This is a genomic window from Bacillus sp. ISL-45, from assembly GCF_018613195.1.
Classification (GTDB): domain Bacteria; phylum Bacillota; class Bacilli; order Bacillales; family Cytobacillaceae; genus Mesobacillus.
Genome location: NZ_JAGGQQ010000011.1, coordinates 243,814 through 264,486 on the forward strand (window position 1 = coordinate 243,814; position 20,673 = coordinate 264,486).

Consider the following 20,673-nt stretch of genomic DNA (forward strand, 5'->3'; position numbering starts at 1 on the left):
TAGCTTAGTAATTAACTAAAGGAGAAAAATGGTTGTCTTCATCACCAGGATCGATTTTTATTTTTATTCGTTTAAGGAGTTGAAGGTGAAACCTCATTCCAAGCTCAGCTTTATTTTTAAAAGCTGTTTGAGAAACGGATGGCTTTAGCCTGAGCCGCAATAAACACGACCGGATAATGGGGGCGTCACGCAAAATCCAGAAGGCGGACATCGACATGCTGATGAGCAAAGTTAAATAAGCAGTATAAACAGCTGTTGCATCGACGGACTGAGCATAAAGTTCCAAAAGCATGTCATCACCTCTTTTCATGCATTGATCAATTATATTTGAAAAATCGACTGCGAGCAACTCTACAATATATACGGAATTAAATTGAAAAAGTTTCAATTCCCAAATAGTGGGGGTTTCAAAAAATAGAATAATGGCTATGTATATAAAACAAACTTCCCAATCCGAAAAGGGGTGGAAATCTTGAAAAAAGTAGTATACGGATTAATGATCAATTCAGGTGACGCTGACGAAATGCTGTGGGACCATGGTATATGGGAAACAGAAGAAGCAGCGAATGAATACATTGAAAATGAAATGTCTGCGATCAGCGGGGTTTGGGCAGGAGAGCTGAAGGTCAACGATCCTATCCCAGAAGTGGCGGAATATGACGAGGAAAAAATGGTAGAGTGTTCACTTTGTGGGATCGAGTATAACCCAGAGGACGTAAACACCGATGATTACGACGAAGCGGTTTGCATCAACTGTGAGCCGGGATACAAGGAAAATATGAATATAGCCTAAGTCGAATAGCCATGGACTCAAGGTTCATGGCTATTTAGTTATGAAAAAGATATTGTTATCTTCATTTCATAGTTAGTTTGCTTTTCCTGAACAGGAAATCGCTCAGTCATATACAATAGTTAAGCAAACAACAAAGCTACGACATGGCTTATTATGAAACTGCTTGTATATTGACAGCTTATCAGGGATACGAAGGCAAAGCTGTCAAGAAAAGCGCGTTATTGTGACAGCTTTTCAGAGAAACAAATTTACACCCCCCAGTATGTGACTGTATCAAAAATTCCAACAATAATTAAAATGTATCCTGCTATTTTCTGTACAAATGACCCCAGCTTGCGACCTTTTTTCAATAATGACCCATTCAGGCCGATATATGAAATTATAACTGCAAAGATAATCAGCGGGATGGATGTGCCAATGGCAAAAACAGACGGAAGGACTGCTCCGTATGAGGTACTCAGGACAATCGGCATAAGTGTAAAGAAGAATAAGGAAAACATCGTAGGACAGAATGCGATTGAAAAGCTTACCCCCATTAAAAAAGATCCTGTTTTTCCGCTGCCAGTCCATTGTGGCAAAATTGAAGTGAAACGATTGATCCAATTAAATGTGAAGAGCCCGATAAGTGACAGACCGATCAGGATGAATAGGGGGCCCATAAGTTTACGGAACCAGGAAAAGAAGCCTGGCAAGGCCTGCTGGAAGCTCTGGCCTACTATCCAGACTGCAAGTCCGAGAAGTGTGAAAACGAGTATTTTGCCAAAGATGAAAAAGGCAATTTCGATCCACTGGTTTTTTGTCTGCAGACTCCGGTTGCCATAATAGGTGATTGCACCGAGATTTCCTGTCAGCTGGCAAGGAGCAAGAGCCCCGACAAGTCCTAAGAGGAAGCTTGCCAATAAGGGGATTTGTTCAGTCTGGTTCACAAGGGTGAAAAATGGTCCGCTCAAAAAATTGCTGATCTCTGTAAATAGTTGATACATAAAGAACCTCCACAAAAACTATTACCACTATGATACTAGAAAATTATCAAAATAGTATGCAGGAAAAAACAGCAGGAATGAATCCTGCTGTTAATTCACTGCAATATGGGCTGTCAATAGCTTATAGGCATTTTCCACTTCATCGTCGGACGGAGGTTCGACATCTTTAAGGGGATACTCAAGCCCTAATGCTTCCCATTTATAAACGCCAAGCTTATGATACGGCAATACCTCAAGCTTTTTTACGTTTTCCAGTGTGCCGATAAACTCACCTAATTTGGTAAGGTCCTCAATTTCATTTGTGACTCCAGGGACCAGTACATGGCGAACCCAAATTGGAACTTCATGGTCAGATAAAAAACGGGCGAAATCCAAAATGTGATCATTGGCCATTCCTGTCAGTTTAATATGTTTTTTCCTATTGATATGTTTTAAATCTAATAGAATCAGGTCAGTGTAATTTAAAAGCTCTGTCAGCTGCTGCTGAAAAAGGGGAGCAGTTGAATAACATCCTCCTGAAGAATCAATAGTGGTGTGCACTCCGAGTTTTTTGCACTCCTTGAAAAGCTCAGTAATAAAAGGAATCTGTAAAAGCGGTTCACCGCCGCTTACTGTGATGCCGCCGCCAGAAGCTTCAATAAAAGGCAGATAGGCTTTCAAATCATCAACAATTTCGGAAACAGACATCTGTTTGCCCGTGCCGATCTCCCAGGTGTCTGCATTATGGCAAAATTGGCACCGCAGCAGGCACCCCTGTGTAAAGATGACATAGCGAATCCCAGGTCCGTCTACGGTTCCAAAGGTTTCAATAGAATGGATGTTTCCGATCATGATGATTTCTCCTTTCATTAAAACAGGAGTTCCCGCCATGGGAGAGGGGCAACTCCTGTTTCGGTACACTTGAATTATTTACATTGTTTCATGGAAAGTACGGTTAATGACATCCATCTGCTGCTCACGTGTAAGCTTGATGAAGTTGACTGCATATCCAGATACACGGATTGTCAGCTGCGGATATTCTTCAGGATGCTCCATAGCATTTAATAGAGTTTCACGGTTAAACACGTTGACGTTTAAGTGGTGGCCGTCTTTGATCGCATAGCCATCAAGGATGGAAACAAGGTTATTTGTACGGCTGTCTTCATCTTTTCCAAGTGCTTTTGGCACGATGGAGAATGTGTTTGAAATCCCGTCAAGTGCATAGCTGTATGGAAGCTTTGCTACAGATGACAGGGAAGCGAGAGTTCCTTTAGTGTCGCGTCCATGCATTGGGTTAGCACCTGGAGCGAATGGTTCGCCAGCGCGTCTTCCATCCGGTGTATTACCTGTCTTTTTTCCATATACGACATTTGAAGTAATGGTTAAGATTGACATTGTATGGACAGAGTTGCGATATGTCGGGTGTTTGCGCAGCTTAGTCATGAAGTTTTTCACAAGTTCAACTGCGATGCTGTCAACACGATCATCGTTGTTTCCGTATTTAGGGAAGTCGCCTTCTGTTTCAAAATCTACGGCAATTCCGTTTTCGTCACGGATTACTTTGACCTTTGCATGCTTGATTGCACTTAATGAATCCGCTACTACACTTAAGCCTGCAATTCCAGTTGCCATTGTGCGAAGGACTTCTGTATCATGCAGCGCCATTTCGATTCTTTCGTAGCTGTACTTATCATGCATATAGTGAATGACATTCAATGTATTGATGTATAGGCCGGCAAGCCATTCCATCACATTGTCGAATTTGGCCATCACTTCTTTATAGTCAAGCACATCGGAAGTAATCGGGCTGAAACCTGGAGCTATCTGCACCTTGAGTTTTTCATCGACTCCGCCATTGATTGCGTAAAGCAACGCTTTCGCCAGGTTGGCGCGTGCTCCGAAGAACTGCATTTGCTTGCCGATTTCCATTGCTGATACGCAGCATGCAATTCCGTAGTCATCACCGTATTCGCAGCGCATCAAATCGTCATTTTCATATTGGATAGAGCTCGTTTTGATTGACATCTCTGCACAATACTTTTTGAAGTTCTCAGGCAGCGCAGGTGACCATAACACTGTCAGGTTTGGCTCTGGAGCCGGTCCGAGATTATCAAGTGTATGAAGGAAGCGGAAAGAGTTCTTCGTTACAAGCGATTGCCCATTATGTGCCATACCGCCGATTGATTCAGTTACCCAGGTTGGGTCACCACTGAATAACTCGTTATAGTCAGGAGTACGCGCAAATTTCACGAGGCGAAGCTTCATGACGAAATGATCGACAATCTCCTGTGCTTCTTTTTCAGTAAGTGTTCCATTTTGCAAGTCTCTTTCAATATAGATATCAAGGAAAGTTGCGACACGGCCAAGGCTCATTGCTGCACCATTCTGTTCTTTGATTGCAGCAAGGTATGCGAAGTAGACCCACTGGAAGGCTTCAACTGCATTGGATGCTGGCTTGGAAATATCATAGCCATAGCTCATGGCAAGCTGCTTCAATTCATTCAATGAACGGTATTGCTCAGAAATTTCTTCCCTTAGGCGCATTGTGTCCTCTGTCATGACACTGCTGGTCATTCCATGATCTTTCTTCTTTTGCTCCATCAGGAAGTCTACACCATAAAGAGCTACACGGCGGTAGTCGCCAATGATGCGGCCGCGTCCATAAGCATCCGGCAGGCCAGTGATGATCCCGGCTTTACGAGCCTGGAGCATTTCTTTTGTATAAACATCGAATACACCCTGGTTATGAGTTTTACGGAAGTCAGTAAAGATTTTTTCTACTTCTTTATCCAATTCATAACCATATGCCTCGCATGCTGCTTTCGCCATACGAATGCCGCCAAAAGGCTGCATAGAACGTTTAAATGGCTGATCAGTCTGGAAGCCTACGACTTTTTCTTTGGTCTGGTCAAGATAGCCCGGCCCATGGGATGTAATAGTGGATACGACTTTCGTATCCATATCAAAAACACCGCCGTTGTCACGTTCCTGCTTTGTCAATTCCATTACCTGCTGCCATAATTGAAGCGTTTCATCTGTTGCACCTTCAAGGAAACTGGAATCACCGGTATATTCAGAGAAGTTTTTTAGAATAAAGTCCCTAACATTGATATCTTCCTGCCAAGCACCATTTTTAAAGCCTTTCCATTGTTCCATTTTAATTCACCTCTAAAGTAGATGTTTATATAACAGTTACCACACTTTTATCATACTACGGATATAACAGATTGAGTGTGACATATTTGTGAAATTATGAACAATACAATATTAATATGTGTTTCACTCTTGAATATGGATCTGAATTTAAAAACTGTTCTATAATTGTGCGGAGGTTTTCTGGCGCTGTTATATATGAATTTCTTTATTATAATTCTATCAGGAAATTTAGTACCGTGTTTATAGTGTTATGGATGTTTTGTGTCAATTTCAGAAGTGGAACCAAAAGAAAAAACAGGATGCAATATCCTGTTTCACCGTTTGGCTTAATCGACGACGATATAGGCGATCATAGGTCCGTTATGCTCAGCTGAAGGATGAGTCAGACAAATCAGCCTGTATGTCCCTTCTTTTTCAAATTGTAAAGGGACAACTGTTTCTTCCCCATTCTTTACCACACCTTTAATATCGGTTCCTTCAATGATGAAAGGATGTTCCTTTCCGTTGACCCCCAGTATCTTCAAATGAACCTTTTCTCCTTTTTCCAAAAAGATTGTTCCTGGGTCCCATCGGTATGCTTCAATTTCCTTGCCATCATCTGTAGTAGACTTGAACTCGCCGGTCACCATATGGATTTCGCGGATTTGTTCATTCTGTCCGCCAATTGCCGGAGTGGCATCAGGCTTTAGGCTCAACCATAGAGTACCGACGATGGCAATAAATACGATTAGTCCCAAAAAATATAATGTTCTTCTTTTAAACACAAAGAAATGCATGTTTTCACCTCCTTACGATCCTCTTTAAATATCTATGCTCGTCCCCTAGCTGAACTTGTCTAATTTTTTTTTGAATTTCTCTTGTATAGATTAACTGGACAACAACAAACTATAGATTAGATACGAACCAAGGAGGAAAGTATGTACCGTTTATTTACGCATAATGACTTAGATGGAGTGGCCTGCGGGATTTTATTCAGGCTTGCGTTTGGTGAAAAGGCCGATGTCCGTTATAATTCTGTCTCTGGACTTAACTTCCAGGTGGAGAAATATTTTGACAGAATGAATGAGCGCATGAAAAAGGAGGACCACCTTTACATAACCGATTTATCTGTTAACCATGAAAACACTGAAAAAATCAATCAGTTTGTTAATGAAGGTGGAAAGGCGAAGTTGATTGACCACCACAAAACTGCCATGCATTTCAATGAATACAGCTGGGGCAGGGTAAAAGTGGAGGATGAATCCGGGACGCTGACTAGTGCAGCATCACTCGTATATGGCTATTTAGTCCAGGAAAATCATCTGGTTAAAAATGGATCTCTCGACGAGTTTGTTGAGCTTGTCAGGCAATACGATACCTGGGACTGGGATATCCTTAAGAATTACAAGGCAAAGAATTTGAACGACCTGTTTTTTATGGTTTCGATAGAAGAATTTGAAGACCGGATGGTACCTCGTCTGACATCTGGAGATCGTTTTGATTATGATGATTTTGAAACAAAACTGCTTGAGATGGAAGAAGATAAAATCGAGCGATACATCAGGAGGAAAAAACGGGAAATTATCCAGATTGAAACAGATGGACTATATGGAGGCGTCGTTCACGCGGAATCCTATCATTCGGAATTGGGGAACGAGCTCGGCAAGGAATATCCACATCTTGATTATATAGCGATTATGAATTTAGGAGGAAAGAAAATAAGCTTCCGGACAATACATGATGATGTGGATGTCTCTGCCGTAGCAGGCGAATTTGGCGGGGGCGGACACGCTAAAGCATCTGGATGCTCCATGAACAAAGAAGCTTATAACCGCTATATTGAACAGGCTTTTCCGCTGGATCCAATCAAGCCGGACGCCTTTAGAAATACTTATAATTTAAAGGACTCCAAAAATGGATGTCTGTATGAGAATCGAGACAGGGACTTATATCTGATTTATACGGATGGTACCCATTATTTCGTTCAACAGGAGAGCAAGGAACGGCATGGGCCCTTTGACGGTTTTGAATTAGCTGAACGGTTTGTAAAAAGGGAGTATGGAGCCGCTCTTGCCAGGGATGATGTATATATTTCCTATCTGGAAAATATCGTTTTCAACGGAAGGAGTTGAGGGGGAGAGGGTCTCAAAACCTCAGTCAGTGGTAATGAATTATAGTTACATTTAGGTCACCGATGACTTTTTATGGTGACCTGTTTTTTTGAAATAACGCTAAGTCGGGTCCATTGGTTAAAGGATTTATAATATCCGCATTTGTCCGAAATCGATGTGCTTCATTGGTAAACTGCTTTACAGGAACTCGATCTATTGTGGGACAATGAGGGTGACCGATTTATCCAGAATCTGGATTTTTCATGCGCCAATAGTTTAGGGACGTAATTCTTAAAAATCTTCATTTCCCCTGCGCCAGTGAGCTTCATTGGTTCATAGGAGCAGACCCGGAGGTTTTTTATGTTTACAATCTTTTCAGATTATTCCAGTTTAATTAAAAAATTATAACACTAAACATCTTTCGACAGAATTCTGCTAAAATAAGGGAGAGATTAGGATACTGGAAGTGGTATGATGAGGAAGTTTTTGGCCCTATTTATGTTGTTATTGTTTAGCGTGTATCTTTCCGCCGGATTCGTTAAGGCAGAGGCAGATAATCCTGTTTTAACTTCTGAAGCCGCCGTTTTGATGGATACGCAGACGGGTGCGTTATTATTCGGAAAAAATGAAGAAACAAAGATGTATCCTGCGAGCTTGACGAAGATTGCTACAGCCATCTATGCAATTGAAACAGCTGACCTTAATGAGCTAGTCATAGTAAGTGAGGAAATAGAGAATATCGATGGAACAAGGGTTTATCTCAACCCGGGAGAACAGGTTTCATTGAGACAGCTGATCCAGGGTATGCTTATTAATTCAGGAAATGATGCTGCACTGGCAATTGCCATCCATTTGGATGGTTCGATGGAGAGCTATTCAAAAAAGATCAATCAGTTCCTGGAGGCAAATATTGGCGTAGAGGATACTCATTTTGTCAACCCGCATGGTTTGTTCAATGAAAATCATTATACAACAGCCAGGGACCTTGGCTTGATCTTAAACTATGCGATGAACAATCCGGATTTCCGGGAGATTTTTGGCACTAAGCAAGTAGATTGGGATGGAGAGTCATGGGATACGACCATTCACTCTCACCATCGTATGCTAAAAGGTGAAATACCATATGATGGAATAACAGGGGGAAAGACGGGCTTTGTAGACCAATCCAAACAAACGCTTGCCACCACAGCTGATAACGGCCAGTTGAAATTGACGGCCATCCTGCTGAAATCAGAATACAAACGGAAAATTTATGAGGATACTGCCAAGCTATTCGACTATGGTTTCGCTGCTTTTAAGTCCTCACAAATCAAAAAAGGGGAAACCTTCGCAAGCGGAAATCTGAAGTTCAAAGCAAGTGAAAACCTCCTTTTTACTGAACCGATTGAAAATGGCAAGAGAGTCGTGGACAAAGACGGAATTTTAAAGATTCATAATAAGGATGGGGAAATAATCCAATCTATCGAACTTAAACCCCTGATTGGAAAAAAACCTGAAGTGAAAAAGGAGGCCGCACCAGAGCCGAAACAAAGCGGCCTGCTTTCCATCAATACTTTAATAGGAGCTGTAGTGTTAGTGGCGGCAGCGGGAGTGTGGATGGTCAATCGGAAACAAAAAAAGAGCAGAAGATTTCGAAGCAGGTGAGATATCGCCTGCTTTTTTGTTTTTTCGAAAAAGTGAAATGACATTAACGAAAATTCAATGTTTTTTTACATTCTATTAATATGAGATTAATAGATTCCCATTATATTAAGAGGCGTAGTATATAAATTTTCTGGAGGTCTTGAAATGATTAAAGCAAACTTTAAAAAGAAGATACTCCCGATCGCTGTCCTATCAACAGTAGCGTTCGGCAGTTTAGCAGGAACGTTTGACGCTAAAGCAAAAAATGAAGCAAAGGAAAACTCTGCTGAAATCAAGAATGTTATTTTCTTAATTGGTGATGGAATGGGGGTTTCCTATACATCGGCTTACCGTTATTTGAAGGACAACCCTGAAACTGCTGAAGCAGAAAAGACAGAATTTGACAAATACCTTGTAGGCAGCCAGATGACTTACCCGGAAGACCCTGAACAAAACGTAACTGATTCTGCTTCAGCTGCAACAGCGATGTCAGCAGGGATCAAAACTTACAATAATGCAATCGCAGTAGACAATGACGGAACAGAAGTAAAGACAGTTTTGGAAGCTGCCAAGGAAAATGGCAAAGCTACTGGCCTTGTAGCTACTTCTGAAATTACACATGCCACTCCAGCTTCTTTTGGAGCGCATGATGAAAGCCGCAAGAATATGAATGCTATTGCTGATGATTATTATGATGAATTGGTTAAAGGCGAGCATAAAATCGATGTAATGCTTGGCGGGGGAGTAAGTAACTTTGTTCGTAATGACAGAAACCTTGCAGAGGAATTCCAGAAAGATGGCTATAGCTATGTAACGAACAAGCAAGACCTGCTAAATAACAAAAACGAAAAGGTACTTGGCCTTTTTGCACCAGGTGGAATGGATAAGATGATCGATCGCAATCAAGAAACTCCATCCCTCGAAGATATGACAAAAGCAGCAATACAGCGTCTGAACAAGGATAAGGATGGTTTCTTCCTGATGATAGAAGGCAGCCAGGTCGACTGGGCTGGACATGACAACGATATTGTGGCTGCCATGAGCGAAATGGAGGATTTCGAAAAAGCATACATAGCAGCAATCGAATTTGCAAAGAAAGACAAGCACACATTAGTTGTTGCGACTGCTGACCATTCAACTGGCGGATATTCAATTGGTGCTGATGGAATCTATAACTGGTTTGGAGCGCCAATCAAAGCTGCAAAACGCACACCAGATTACATGGCTGCAGAAATTGCTAACGGTGCTGATGCAGAAAAAACATTAAAGAAATATATTGACTTTAAATCTGTTGGCCTGCCTGAGTTGACTGCGGAAGAAATTCAGACCGTAAAAGACGCAACTTCAACAAAGAAAGCCAGAGACATTGACAACGCTATTGAACAGATTTTCGATAAACGTTCCCACACTGGCTGGACAACTGGCGGACACACTGGTGAAGACGTGCCTGTATATGCATTTGGTCCTGGGAAAGAGCGCTTCTACGGACAGATCGACAATACTGACAATGCGAAAAACATTTTTGATATCCTTGCAAACGGCAAAAAAAAATAATGAATTTGAAAATCTCCCGCGGAACCCTGGATCTGCGGGTGATTTACTGAAAAGGGGTTTTCAAAATGAAAAATTATTTGCAGTTAATGCTGGCTGTTTCACTGCTGACAGGCTGTTCATTCGCACAGGCTGATTCAAATGAGGAGTTGAATTCTGTTGAAACTATTGCAGAGAAACCAATAAAGAAAAGGACAGAAGTATATGTACCGAATCCGCAAGTTACGGATGACACGGAACTGAAAAAAGCAGGGGATTATTTGATTGATGATAAGGGAGAATTAACACTTAAGGCGGTAAAAGAAGTCAATAAAACATTCAATCTTAATGGAATTGAATATAAAATTAAAGATATTAAGTTAATGCATTTTATTCCTGATTACAGCCTGATCGATTTCTTCCATCCATACACACATCAAGAGGAGTTTGATTTTGTAAAAATTGGCGTAGAAGTAAAAAATCATTCCAATGAAAGCTATCATTTTGGGCCTGTGGCAATGTTGAATATCAATGATAGAATCCACAAGACGTGGGAAGACGATTTTTATCTGGAAGAACTACATGGAGAGATTTTATCCGGACAAACGAAGCAAGGGAATCTCGGGTTTATCGTAGAGGAGCTTGAAAACCTTGATAAAGTGGAAATCCTCTCAGGCGACCTGGCTGATAAGGACAAAAAGAAAATCGGGGAACCTATCAACCTTGTTGTAACTTTTGATTAAAAGGTTAAAAGTTTATAATATACCCTGTTTTTTTCTAAACGGAGAGTTTGTATACTGCTTTAGAGTCTATTAGAATGCAAGAAAGCCATGGAAGGTCCATGGCTTTTTCTATACAATTTGAAGGGATTGGAAACCACCAATCAGAGGGTATATCTTTTCGTTAAACCAGATTATCGATATGCTTCTTTCATTGTTTTAATAATGAAGTCGAAAGGAGCATAAGGAATGATATTCCCACCATGGCAATTACCCATAGCCAGGCTGACTGCATATTTCCTGACTCAAGCGCTACATAGATTGCTGTTGGGGCGGTCTGAGTCTTGCCGGGCAAGTTGCCGGCAAACATAAGGGTTGCTCCGAATTCCCCTAGGGCCCTGGCAAAGCTTAAAATGAGCCCCGTGATCAATGTTTTTGCTGATAGGGGTAGAGTAACATATAAAAAAACCTTCCACTCATTTGCTCCATCTACTCTTGCCGCTTCCTCCGCTCCAGGGTCAATTGACAGAAAGCCTGTCTTGGCTGATTGATACATCAATGGAAACGCAACGACAGAAGCAGCAATAACAGCTGCCCACCAGCTGAAGATAAGGGGACTGCCAAAAACATGTTCAATCATTCTTCCGATTGGACTATTTATGCCAAAGACGACAATCAGTAGAAATCCCACTACAGTTGGAGGGAGTACTAAAGGCAATGTCAACAGCGTCTCTACAGCTGTTTTACCAATGAAACGCCTCCTTGCCATAAACCTTGCAGCAAATATGCCGAATAAGAACACGAATACTACCGACACCGAAGCAACCTCAAGGGAAAGTTTAATCGGACTCCAGAAATCACTGCTCATAAAAATCAATCCAATGCTGCTTTAAAGCCATATTTTTTAAAAATGTTCATTGCTTCTTGTCCATTTAGGAAATTGAAAAAGTCGATGGACTCATTAGGATGCTGAGTCCTTGCAACTACACCAACTGGATAAACAATAGGATCGTGAAGTGCTTTTTCATTCAAAGGGATAATCCTAATTTTATCGGAAATCAGTGCATCTGTTTTATAAACAAAGCCAGCATCGACATTTCCTGTTTCAACATAGGAAAGAACCTGGCGAACGTCCTTAGCAGGAATAACTTTTTGCTCAAGTTTTTCCCATAAGTGCAACGATAGCAATGCTTGTTTCGCATACATGCCGGCAGGCACAGATTCGGTAGTGCCCATGGCAATTCTTTCAATATTAACGCTAGTCAGCGATTCAGCTGAATTTATATCCTTGTTTTCTTTCTGTGTGATCATTACAAGTTCGTTTCTGAGCAGTCTTACGCTGTGTTGTTGATCTATAAGCTTTTTGGAAAGTAAATAATCGAATTTATCCTCAGCCGCGGAAATAAACAAGTCTACCGGGGCACCCTGGGAGATTTGCTGCTGCAAGGAACCGGATCCGCCAAAATTGTAGACCACTTTAATTCCTGGATTCTGTTCCATATATAGTTGCCCGGCTTCTTCCATGACTTCCCGGAGGCTTGCTGCGGCAGAGATAGTCAGTTCAATTTTCCTTGGTTTACTGGCATCTGCACATCCTGAAATGAAGAGTAAGAGGGCTGTGAGAAGAACAATATGTAATTTCCTCAATCCTGACATCCTTTCAAACAGTCCTTTTTAAACATATACAATAGATATAACTGATTATATCGAAATTAGAATCATCCTACATACAGAAAATATCACAAGTTGGTGAAAATATCATGAATTAGGGGTAGGAAAAGAAAATAGGGGCAAAAAAAAACTGCCTGATCGGCAGTTTCATAAGTATTATTGATTCTGTCCGGTTTTTTGATCAATCTGCCTGCAAACCTCATCTGCGGAAAGCCCGTTTGCCTCAATGACTGATCCTTGTGTTGAAACATCCTGCATCCCCATGACGTTTGAGTCTATTCCAGTTACAACACAGCAGTCACAGCCTTGAGCATCTGCTTCTGAGCGTAACTCGACGACATCATGTCCTCTTTCACGCAAGGCTTCAGAAATGTTCGTTAGTGATTGTTCTACACCTACTCTTGCCATCAATAACACCTCCTCACTAATCTAAGTTGTCCGCCAGCAGTATAAAATATTCTTTTCGCAAGACAATATTAAAGAAGACTATTTGTAAAGTGGAGGGGTATTTATGAGCAATAAAAGAAAAAAGGATCCATCGACAATAGGGTTGAATTCATCCCAGGTTGAAGGGCAGGGGACAACGGTGAGTGAGACAGGCAGCAGAACCGCTGCTTCTTCAAGAAAGAAACAGAAAAAAGATTAAGAAAGTTAATGTCCAAGCTTTAAAACAGAGAAACCCTCGGGAAATTCCCGAGGGTTTATATTATGCGTACATTTCAGCAATTTGCTTTTGCAGTTCTTCATCTTCAAGGTATTCATCATAAGTCATCTGCTTATCAATCAACCCTGAAGGAGTGATTTCCATGATCCTGTTCGCCACAGTTTGAACGAACTGGTGGTCATGGGATGAAAAGATCATTGAACCTTTAAAATTGATCATGCCATTATTCAAGGCAGTGATGGATTCAAGATCCAGGTGGTTAGTTGGCTCATCCAATAGAAGGACGTTTGCTCCAGATAGCATCATTTTTGACAGCATGCAGCGGACTTTTTCGCCACCGGAAAGTACGCTTGCTTTTTTCAATACTTCTTCACCGGAGAAAAGCATACGTCCAAGGAATCCGCGAAGGAAGCTTTCGCTGTCATCCTTTGGTGAGAACTGGCGGAGCCAGTCAACCAGGGTCAGGTCGCAGCCTTCAAAGAACTCAGAGTTGTCTTTAGGGAAATACGCCTGTGATGTCGTTACACCCCATTTAAAAGTCCCGCTGTCTGGCTCCATTTCACCGGTAAGGATTTTGAACAATGTCGTAATCGCGATTTCGTTTTTCCCAACAAGCGCAATTTTGTCATCTTTGTTCATAATGAAGCTGATATTATCCAAAACCTTTACCCCGTCAATCGTCTTGGTAATTCCGTCAACTCTTAATAAGTCATTGCCGATTTCACGGTCGGGAGTAAATCCAACGTATGGATATTTACGGGATGATGGTTTGATATCATCCAGAGAAATCTTATCAAGCAGTTTTTTACGGGAAGTAGCCTGCTTGGATTTAGATGCGTTTGCACTGAATCGCGCAATGAACGCCTGTAATTCCTTGATTTTTTCCTCTTTCTTGCGATTAGTATCGGACTGCATTCTCAAAGCCAGCTGGCTTGATTCATACCAGAAATCATAGTTGCCGACATAAAGCTGGATCTTGCCAAAGTCAAGGTCGGCAATATGGGTACATACTTTATTCAAGAAGTGACGGTCGTGGGACACAACGATAACTGTATTCTCGAAGTTGATCAAGAATTCTTCCAGCCATTGTATCGCAGCGATATCAAGGTGGTTGGTAGGTTCATCGAGAAGGAGAACATCCGGCTTGCCGAATAGTGCCTGTGCAAGAAGGACCTTTACTTTTTCTCCGCCGCCGATATCAGCCATTTTTTTATCATGAAGCTCCTCGCCGATTCCAAGGCCTTTAAGAAGAATCGCTGCTTCGGATTCTGCTTCCCAGCCATTAAGCTCAGCAAACTCACCTTCAAGCTCGGCGGCCTTCATGCCGTCTTCATCTGTGAAGTCTGCCTTCATGTAAATTGCATCTTTTTCCTGCATGACTTCATATAAACGGGCATGTCCCATAATGACGACTTTCAACACTTCCACATCTTCGTACTCAAAGTGGTTTTGTTTCAGTACTGCCATCCGCTCACCAGGTGTCATTGAAACATTTCCTGTTTGCGCTTCAATTTCTCCTGATAAGATTTTAAGGAAAGTCGATTTGCCTGCACCATTGGCTCCAATCAGGCCATAGCAATTTCCCGGTGTGAATTTAATATTAACATCTTCAAAGAGCTTGCGGTCACCATATCTCAAGCCAACATTTTGAACTGTAATCATTTATTTAGTAGCCTCCATTAATATATATCCCAAAGATTATAACATGTTTAAATGCTATGAGCGAATGAATGGAACATTTTTTTGTTTAATGGTGTTTTTATAGGGAACAAAATGGGAAAAGGCGAGTGTAGTAATTAATGAGAAAATTTGTTTCTTATTTATCAAAATGTATCCTTAGTGTCTATTGGGAAATATGCGATTATTTTTTATAGCTATTGTCAATTTTTTTGCTCATTTTCACACATATTTCATATTTTTCATGTAAAATAATATTAGATAAAGATGGTAAAAGGAGTTTTTGAAAATGGCTAAAAAGCAGCTGGTTGATTTTGTTAACCGTCTAAAGGAATCAGGGATAAAAGTCAGCTTCACTAAGCCAAAATCAGAATTTTTTTCCCTGCAAAAAACAGAGAAACATCCCACAACAGTGAATTCGCATTAAGAGATAGGCGTGCTTATCATTATACAGATTCGGCCTTCAAGAAGTATTAAGACAGATATAATGAAAAGTAAACAATTAAACTAAATTGAACAGCAAAAAAAGCGGTGCATTCAACCGCTTTTTTTGTGTGCTATAACTCATCCATTATATCTTCGAAAACTTCATCTTTATTGAAATCTTCCCCCATCGGGAATTTTTTTATGAATTTATTGTTTTTATCAATCAGGTAAGTAAATGTACTATGGACATAGAACCCGTTCCCTGGATCACGATACTGGAACTGGAATGTATCGGCAACCTGTTTGATTTTCTGTTGCTCTTCTAAAATGTCGGCTGGATCGCCTGTCAAGAAAATCCAATTCCCATCATTTTCAAGTCCGAAATTGTCCATGTATTTTCTTAAAACTTCAGGGGTATCCCGGTACGGGTCAATTGTAACAGTAACAAACTGAACTTCCTTACCATATACTCCTTCTTCGTTCAAGTCTTTGCGCAGCAGGTTCATTTTTTGTGTTGTCGTTGGGCAGATATCAGGACAATGAGTATAGATGAATTCCACAAGTTTGATGGTCTCTGTTTCTTCTCCAAAAGTATAGTGTTCTTCATCCATGGTTACGAGCGTGATGTCCTCTGGAATCTGTGCATTGGCATCCCTGATTAGAAAGAATGAAATTCCCGATGTAATGCCTATTAATACAATTAGTGAACTGATAAGATAGATTTTTTTCATAACACAATCCTCCCCCTTATAAAGATATAAAAAATATGAGGAAAATCATATGGACATTGTGTGAACTATGTTTAATATGGCACTTTCAAAAATAAATAAGTGAATATTCTTGAAATGTGATGAATGAGATTTATAATGAAATGTAAAAACATTTTCAATGTCTATGGGAATACAAAGGGGAATAAAACTTGAAAGCTGATAAAATTTTAAAATACCTATTGCAAATTGCAGGGTTGATCCTGATTAATAAAACTGGTTTTTATATTGTAGAGTTTTTCGAACTGCGTATTCCAGGGAATGTTTTAGGAATGATCCTTCTTTCCGTGCTGTTATGGACGAGGGTAGTCCGGCTTGAATGGTTTGAAGGCGCGGCGGATTTTCTCGTCAGGCATCTATCTTTCTTTTTTGTACCGATTTCAGTTGGTTTGATGACTCTCGGGGGAATTATCGCAGAAAATGGGATTCAACTTGCGGTTATTTTAGTTTTGAGCGCTATTGTAGGCATGGTGTTTGCGGGAGGCACTTCACATGTCCTGGTAAAGCGAAAAGGGGGGGAGAAAGCTGGGAACTCTGCTCACGATCTTTAGTATTCTCATAACATTGCTTGCATACCTTCTCGCCAGGAAGGCTGCTGGCAAATATCCATCTCCGCTGACTTCCCCGGTATTTTTGAGTACAGCGATTGTAATTACCGTGCTGCTGTTGCTGAACATATCTTATAAGGATTATGAACCAGCAAGTGAGATTATGACCTATTTTCTGGGACCTGCTACTGTGGCATTAGCAGTACCATTATATCGCCAAAGAAAAGTCATTTCTGCTTACGCAGTTCCGGCTTTGTCCGGTCTGATTTCAGGTATCGTCTCGACCATACTCTCAGCTGTGTTCATAGCTTATTTGCTTAACTTATCGGATTTGATCCTAGTTTCTTTGACAATCAAGTCTATTACAATACCTGTAGCTTCAGAGGTTGCCAGGATCATCGGGGCAGACTCAATTTTGGTTGCTGCGTTCGTCATGATTACAGGCATGCTTGGGGCGATGATTGGCCCGTTTCTTATGAACATCATGAAAATCGATGACCCTTTTTCAAGAGGGTTAGCCATCGGAACCATTGCTCACGGAATTGGAACAGCAGAAGCCGCCAGGGAAGGAGAGCTGCAGGGCGCAGTTTCAGGTGCAGCAATGGGAATGGCCGCTATAATAACTTCGTTGTTCCTGCCAATAATTCTCCCGGTATTTTTGTAAGGATGCATATGAAAAAGGAAACCTCCTCTGGTTTCCTTTTTCACATTTATTCAATATTGCAATACTCGATTGGACAATTTTCACAGTCGATTTGTTGTTTTAAGTAGTTCAGGTTATGGATGATAATTCTTTTCTTGTGTATCGAGATGATTCCTTCATCCCGCAGTTCACCGAGCATGCGGCTGACGCTTTCCCGCGCGGTTCCACAGTAGTTAGCTAAATCCTGGTTCGTGATTGGTACATTAATGTGGATGCCATCCTCCTGTTTAGTGCCATAACTATTGCTTAGCCTGATCAATGTAGAATACAACGCTCCTTTTTTGCCGTTCAAGACAAGATCGCGAAATTTAGTGATGGTTCTTCGAATATGGTCATTCATCCACTTAAGGAATTGGTACGCAAGCTGGCTGTTATTGAATAATATTTGTTCCAGATTTTCAATATTAACAGCTGCTGCTTCACCATCTTCAACTACTCGTGCATTGAATAAGTATCTTGGGCCTGCTGTAAAGAGAGTTAGCTCACCTACAATGTCGTTTTTTTTACATAATCTTAAATACAATTCTTTTCCTTCGGCGTTCATTTTCGAGATTTGTACCTTGCCAGACAGAATAACATACATCTCCTTTGCTTCCTGCCCCTCGCGGAATAAAAAAGTTCCTTTCTTGAATTTAATGTTTTTTTCGGATGCTTTTATTAATTCGCTCATCTCATAAGTAAGGCTATTTTGATTTTCCTGGCTGGCCACGCAATCTCCACCTTTTCCGTCCGTTGTTTAAACCTAATTTAAAATGAAATATAAACAATAGGTCAATAGAGAAAATGTGAACAATCTTTTTTGGACCTATTGTTTCTATATTTATAACTTAATTGGATAAATGTGGTTGACTATCCTGATGAAATGGAAGTATTCTATTGTAGAAGAAAATTTTTTTATATTTGGGAGTATGTTTTATGTTAGGTGCCGTTCTTAACTAAACCGTTAATTTCATACGGTCAATCCGGATTTTTTAATAGGCCTGCAATGGGTTTATTTAACTATGCGCGGGATTGAATGTTAAGAACAATGAACATAGTAAAGCATGCTTGATATCCGTAAGCAGAAGCTGTGTCTTTGTACACAGCTTTTTCTTTTGGAAAGGAGTGCCTGCAGCCGTGTCTGCGAGGCATTTTAGAAGCCGCTGTGGACTTGTTCCATAGCGGCTTTTTATATTTTTAAAGGAGGAAACTAACTTGAACGAACAAACATTTACAGTTCTTGGTTACGACAAAATAAAGGGTGAAATCGCTGGATTTGCTTTAACTGAATCAGGCCGAATAAAAGTAACGGAAATGCAGCCTTCCGCCAATCTGAAGCAGATCACATCATGGCAGGAGGAAGTTTATGAAGCAGTTGAAATTCTCAGGATTAGTACCAGTGTTCCGATCCACGGTCTTGAAGGGATGGAAACAGTTCTTAAGGGATTTAACAAAGGAATCCCGCTTCGGACAGAGCAACTGGCGCTGCTGCTTTCCTTCCTGGAAACCTGCAATAAGATCCGCCGTTTCATGAAGGATAAGGAGTTTGCCGCTCCAAGAGTTTCTCAATATGTCCAGGGAATCGAAGAACTGCCTGAACTTGCTGCTGAGATACAAAGGTGTATTCGGAACGGCCAGATTGATGATTACGCATCTAGGGAACTATTGAGGGTCCGGAAACAAATAGGAATCCAGGGAGAACGTTTAAAAGAGAGGCTTAACCAGTTGTTGAAATCTGCAAAAATAAAACCACTTCTTCAAGAAGCTGTTATCAGCCAAAGAAACGGAAGGTATGTTGTTCCTGTAAAGAAGGAATATCGCGGCAAGGTAAGAGGAGCGGTCCTTGATATATCGGCATCAGGCTCAACTCTTTTTATCGAACCAGAAGAAATTGGCTCATTCCAGGACCAGATGGAGTGGCTTTATTTAGACGAGCAAGCCGAAGTGGAGAAAGTACTGTTTGCCTTGACTGGTCTGGTTGAGGGAAAAGAGAAAGAAATCCGGATGGCCATGGAGACGATGGTTCACTATGACTTCCTGTTTGCAAAAGCAAAATATTGCAGGTCTATTGACGCAAAAAAAGTTGCAATTATTGATGACCCTGTCATTTTATTCAATCAAGCGCGCCATCCGCTGCTTGGTGAAAAAGCGGTTCCATTGAATATTGAAATTGGAACAGATTATCATGCTCTTGTCATTACCGGACCGAATACAGGCGGGAAAACCGTATCCATCAAGACAGCGGGGCTGCTTTCACTAATGGCACAAAGCGGACTGCTTCTGCCGGTAAGCGGGGGGAGCACTGCGGGAATTTTTCATAAAGTGCTTGTCGATATAGGAGATGGGCAAAGCATCGAGCAAAATCTGAGCACCTTCAGTTCCAGGATTGTCAATATAAAAGAGATCTTGAAGGACGCCAATGACAAGTCACTTATCCTTCTTGATGAGCTGGGCTCAGGGACTGACCCGGGAGAAGGGATGGGACTAGCTACAGCCATCCTTGAGAGCCTGAACAATAAGGGGGCGACTATATTTGCGACAACGCATTACAGCGAGATTAAAGACTTCGCTGACAATCATGAGGATTTCATGAATGGTTCAATGGAATTTAATCTTGATACACTTAAGCCTACTTATCGTCTGCGGATCGGAAAGGGTGGGGAAAGCCAGGCTTTTGCAATTGCGCTAAAACTGGGCATTCACCCCAAGCTGCTTGAACGGGCTCATGAAATAACCTACAAAGCAGAGCATGATTACACTTCGTTATTTGTGGATGATCCTGCTGCCTTGATAGAAAGAGAGCAGCAAATCACAGCAAACAGACATAAAAGACAGAAGTCTTCCAAGGTTTCAAAGAAGCAAGTGATAAAATTTGAAATGGGTGATAGTGTTCATGTATTAAACACTGGGGAACTGGGCGTTATTTATAGTGGACCAGACATTCAGGGGAATTACCTCGTCCAGGTCAGGGAGCGAAAAGTCGAGGTGAATCATAAACGCCTAAAGCTGAACTTGCCTGCGTCTCAGCTTTATCCGGAAGACTATGATTTCAATATTATTTTTGAGTCCAAAGAGAACCGGAAGCTGTTGAACAGAATGGATAAAAAACATATCGAAGAAAGTGTTATACGTGAAGATACTTGAATCCAACCGGGGGAATTTATATATAGACTCCGCTAAAAGGGCCTTTTTAACAGAAGGGCTCTTTTAACGTTAGCACAATTCTGGTATAAGGATAGATTATGCCAAACACCTAAGGGGTTTCCCCTATTCATTTATAGGGTTAAAAGCCTGCTCTTCAAAGAAACCCTCTATAATGCAAATGAAAACGCTTCGAAAATGGACATAAACAGTTCATGGTGTTA

The 20,673-nt window shown here is 41.1% G+C and carries 21 protein-coding genes; 10 read left to right on the forward strand and 11 right to left on the reverse strand.

Features of this window, described 5'->3' with window-relative positions:
- Window positions 1-4: 4 nt before the first annotated feature.
- On the reverse strand, window positions 5-310 hold the full coding sequence (locus J7E35_RS16035; RefSeq protein WP_214781353.1) for a hypothetical protein: 306 nt from the start codon (window positions 308-310) through the stop codon (window positions 5-7).
- A gap of 162 nt (window positions 311-472) precedes the next feature.
- Between J7E35_RS16035 and J7E35_RS16040 the strand changes: the two genes are divergently transcribed.
- A complete protein-coding gene (locus tag J7E35_RS16040; protein ID WP_251009713.1) occupies window positions 473-793 on the forward strand; it encodes a hypothetical protein in 321 nt (106 codons plus the stop codon).
- A gap of 248 nt (window positions 794-1,041) precedes the next feature.
- On the opposite strand, the gene J7E35_RS16045 is transcribed toward J7E35_RS16040, so the two are convergent.
- The 4 genes from J7E35_RS16045 to J7E35_RS16060 all read right to left on the reverse strand — a co-directional run bounded on the left by J7E35_RS16045 (window position 1,042) and on the right by J7E35_RS16060 (window position 5,687).
- Window positions 1,042-1,776 carry an urease accessory protein UreH domain-containing protein gene (locus J7E35_RS16045; protein ID WP_214781354.1) on the reverse strand — a complete coding sequence of 245 codons (735 nt, stop codon included), beginning with the start codon at window positions 1,774-1,776 and terminating at the stop codon, window positions 1,042-1,044.
- 90 nt (window positions 1,777-1,866) lie between these two features.
- Window positions 1,867-2,607, reverse strand: a complete 741-nt coding sequence (gene pflA / locus J7E35_RS16050) for a pyruvate formate-lyase-activating protein (protein ID WP_214781355.1) — start codon at window positions 2,605-2,607, stop codon at window positions 1,867-1,869.
- A gap of 78 nt (window positions 2,608-2,685) precedes the next feature.
- On the reverse strand, window positions 2,686-4,911 hold the full coding sequence (gene pflB / locus J7E35_RS16055; protein WP_214781356.1) for a formate C-acetyltransferase: 2,226 nt from the start codon (window positions 4,909-4,911) through the stop codon (window positions 2,686-2,688).
- A gap of 326 nt (window positions 4,912-5,237) precedes the next feature.
- Window positions 5,238-5,687 carry a cupredoxin domain-containing protein gene (locus J7E35_RS16060; RefSeq protein ID WP_214781357.1) on the reverse strand — a complete coding sequence of 150 codons (450 nt, stop codon included), beginning with the start codon at window positions 5,685-5,687 and terminating at the stop codon, window positions 5,238-5,240.
- A gap of 141 nt (window positions 5,688-5,828) precedes the next feature.
- Between J7E35_RS16060 and J7E35_RS16065 the strand changes: the two genes are divergently transcribed.
- The 4 genes from J7E35_RS16065 (at window position 5,829) to J7E35_RS16080 (ending at window position 10,897) form a co-directional block, all read left to right on the forward strand.
- Window positions 5,829-7,022: a DHH family phosphoesterase gene (locus J7E35_RS16065; protein ID WP_214781358.1), complete on the forward strand. Its 1,194-nt coding sequence runs from the start codon at window positions 5,829-5,831 to the stop codon at window positions 7,020-7,022.
- A 477-nt stretch (window positions 7,023-7,499) separates the two neighbouring features.
- On the forward strand, window positions 7,500-8,645 hold the full coding sequence (locus J7E35_RS16070) for a D-alanyl-D-alanine carboxypeptidase family protein (RefSeq protein WP_214781360.1): 1,146 nt from the start codon (window positions 7,500-7,502) through the stop codon (window positions 8,643-8,645).
- 144 nt (window positions 8,646-8,789) lie between these two features.
- Window positions 8,790-10,178 carry an alkaline phosphatase gene (locus tag J7E35_RS16075; RefSeq protein ID WP_214781362.1) on the forward strand — a complete coding sequence of 463 codons (1,389 nt, stop codon included), beginning with the start codon at window positions 8,790-8,792 and terminating at the stop codon, window positions 10,176-10,178.
- A 65-nt stretch (window positions 10,179-10,243) separates the two neighbouring features.
- The gene (locus J7E35_RS16080) at window positions 10,244-10,897 is read left to right on the forward strand and encodes a DUF4352 domain-containing protein (RefSeq protein WP_214781364.1); all 654 of its coding nucleotides are present in this window, start codon (window positions 10,244-10,246) and stop codon (window positions 10,895-10,897) included.
- Between the two features lie 187 nt (window positions 10,898-11,084).
- On the opposite strand, the gene modB is transcribed toward J7E35_RS16080, so the two are convergent.
- The 3 genes from modB to J7E35_RS16095 all read right to left on the reverse strand — a co-directional run bounded on the left by modB (window position 11,085) and on the right by J7E35_RS16095 (window position 12,952).
- Window positions 11,085-11,741 carry a molybdate ABC transporter permease subunit gene (gene modB, locus J7E35_RS16085; protein ID WP_214781366.1) on the reverse strand — a complete coding sequence of 219 codons (657 nt, stop codon included), beginning with the start codon at window positions 11,739-11,741 and terminating at the stop codon, window positions 11,085-11,087.
- 5 nt (window positions 11,742-11,746) lie between these two features.
- Entirely contained in the window at window positions 11,747-12,520 is a 774-nt protein-coding gene (modA, locus tag J7E35_RS16090; RefSeq protein WP_483297666.1) for a molybdate ABC transporter substrate-binding protein, read from the reverse strand.
- A gap of 180 nt (window positions 12,521-12,700) precedes the next feature.
- Entirely contained in the window at window positions 12,701-12,952 is a 252-nt protein-coding gene (locus J7E35_RS16095; protein ID WP_192471703.1) for a YkuS family protein, read from the reverse strand.
- A gap of 103 nt (window positions 12,953-13,055) precedes the next feature.
- Here J7E35_RS16095 and J7E35_RS16100 point away from each other — a divergent pair, with 103 nt between their 5' ends.
- A complete protein-coding gene (locus J7E35_RS16100; protein WP_192471704.1) occupies window positions 13,056-13,190 on the forward strand; it encodes a YuzL family protein in 135 nt (44 codons plus the stop codon).
- 60 nt (window positions 13,191-13,250) lie between these two features.
- Here J7E35_RS16100 and J7E35_RS16105 read toward each other — a convergent pair whose 3' ends face one another.
- The gene (locus J7E35_RS16105; protein ID WP_214781370.1) at window positions 13,251-14,870 is read right to left on the reverse strand and encodes an ABC-F family ATP-binding cassette domain-containing protein; all 1,620 of its coding nucleotides are present in this window, start codon (window positions 14,868-14,870) and stop codon (window positions 13,251-13,253) included.
- Between the two features lie 304 nt (window positions 14,871-15,174).
- Between J7E35_RS16105 and J7E35_RS16110 the strand changes: the two genes are divergently transcribed.
- Window positions 15,175-15,312 (forward strand): hypothetical protein, encoded by a 138-nt coding sequence (locus J7E35_RS16110; RefSeq protein WP_023627787.1) that lies wholly within the window; start codon window positions 15,175-15,177, stop codon window positions 15,310-15,312.
- 130 nt (window positions 15,313-15,442) lie between these two features.
- Here J7E35_RS16110 and J7E35_RS16115 read toward each other — a convergent pair whose 3' ends face one another.
- A complete protein-coding gene (locus J7E35_RS16115) occupies window positions 15,443-16,042 on the reverse strand; it encodes an SCO family protein (RefSeq protein ID WP_214781372.1) in 600 nt (199 codons plus the stop codon).
- 188 nt (window positions 16,043-16,230) lie between these two features.
- Between J7E35_RS16115 and J7E35_RS16120 the strand changes: the two genes are divergently transcribed.
- A complete protein-coding gene (locus J7E35_RS16120; protein ID WP_251041029.1) occupies window positions 16,231-16,629 on the forward strand; it encodes a CidA/LrgA family protein in 399 nt (132 codons plus the stop codon).
- Between the two features lie 13 nt (window positions 16,630-16,642).
- Window positions 16,643-17,290 (forward strand): LrgB family protein, encoded by a 648-nt coding sequence (locus J7E35_RS16125; protein ID WP_251009715.1) that lies wholly within the window; start codon window positions 16,643-16,645, stop codon window positions 17,288-17,290.
- Between the two features lie 46 nt (window positions 17,291-17,336).
- Here J7E35_RS16125 and J7E35_RS16130 read toward each other — a convergent pair whose 3' ends face one another.
- Window positions 17,337-17,999 (reverse strand): Crp/Fnr family transcriptional regulator, encoded by a 663-nt coding sequence (locus J7E35_RS16130; protein ID WP_214781573.1) that lies wholly within the window; start codon window positions 17,997-17,999, stop codon window positions 17,337-17,339.
- 524 nt (window positions 18,000-18,523) lie between these two features.
- On the opposite strand from J7E35_RS16130, the gene J7E35_RS16135 reads away from it, so the two are divergent.
- Complete coding sequence (locus tag J7E35_RS16135) at window positions 18,524-20,452, forward strand: endonuclease MutS2 (RefSeq protein ID WP_214781374.1); 1,929 nt, start codon at window positions 18,524-18,526, stop codon at window positions 20,450-20,452.
- Window positions 20,453-20,673 lie beyond the last annotated feature (221 nt).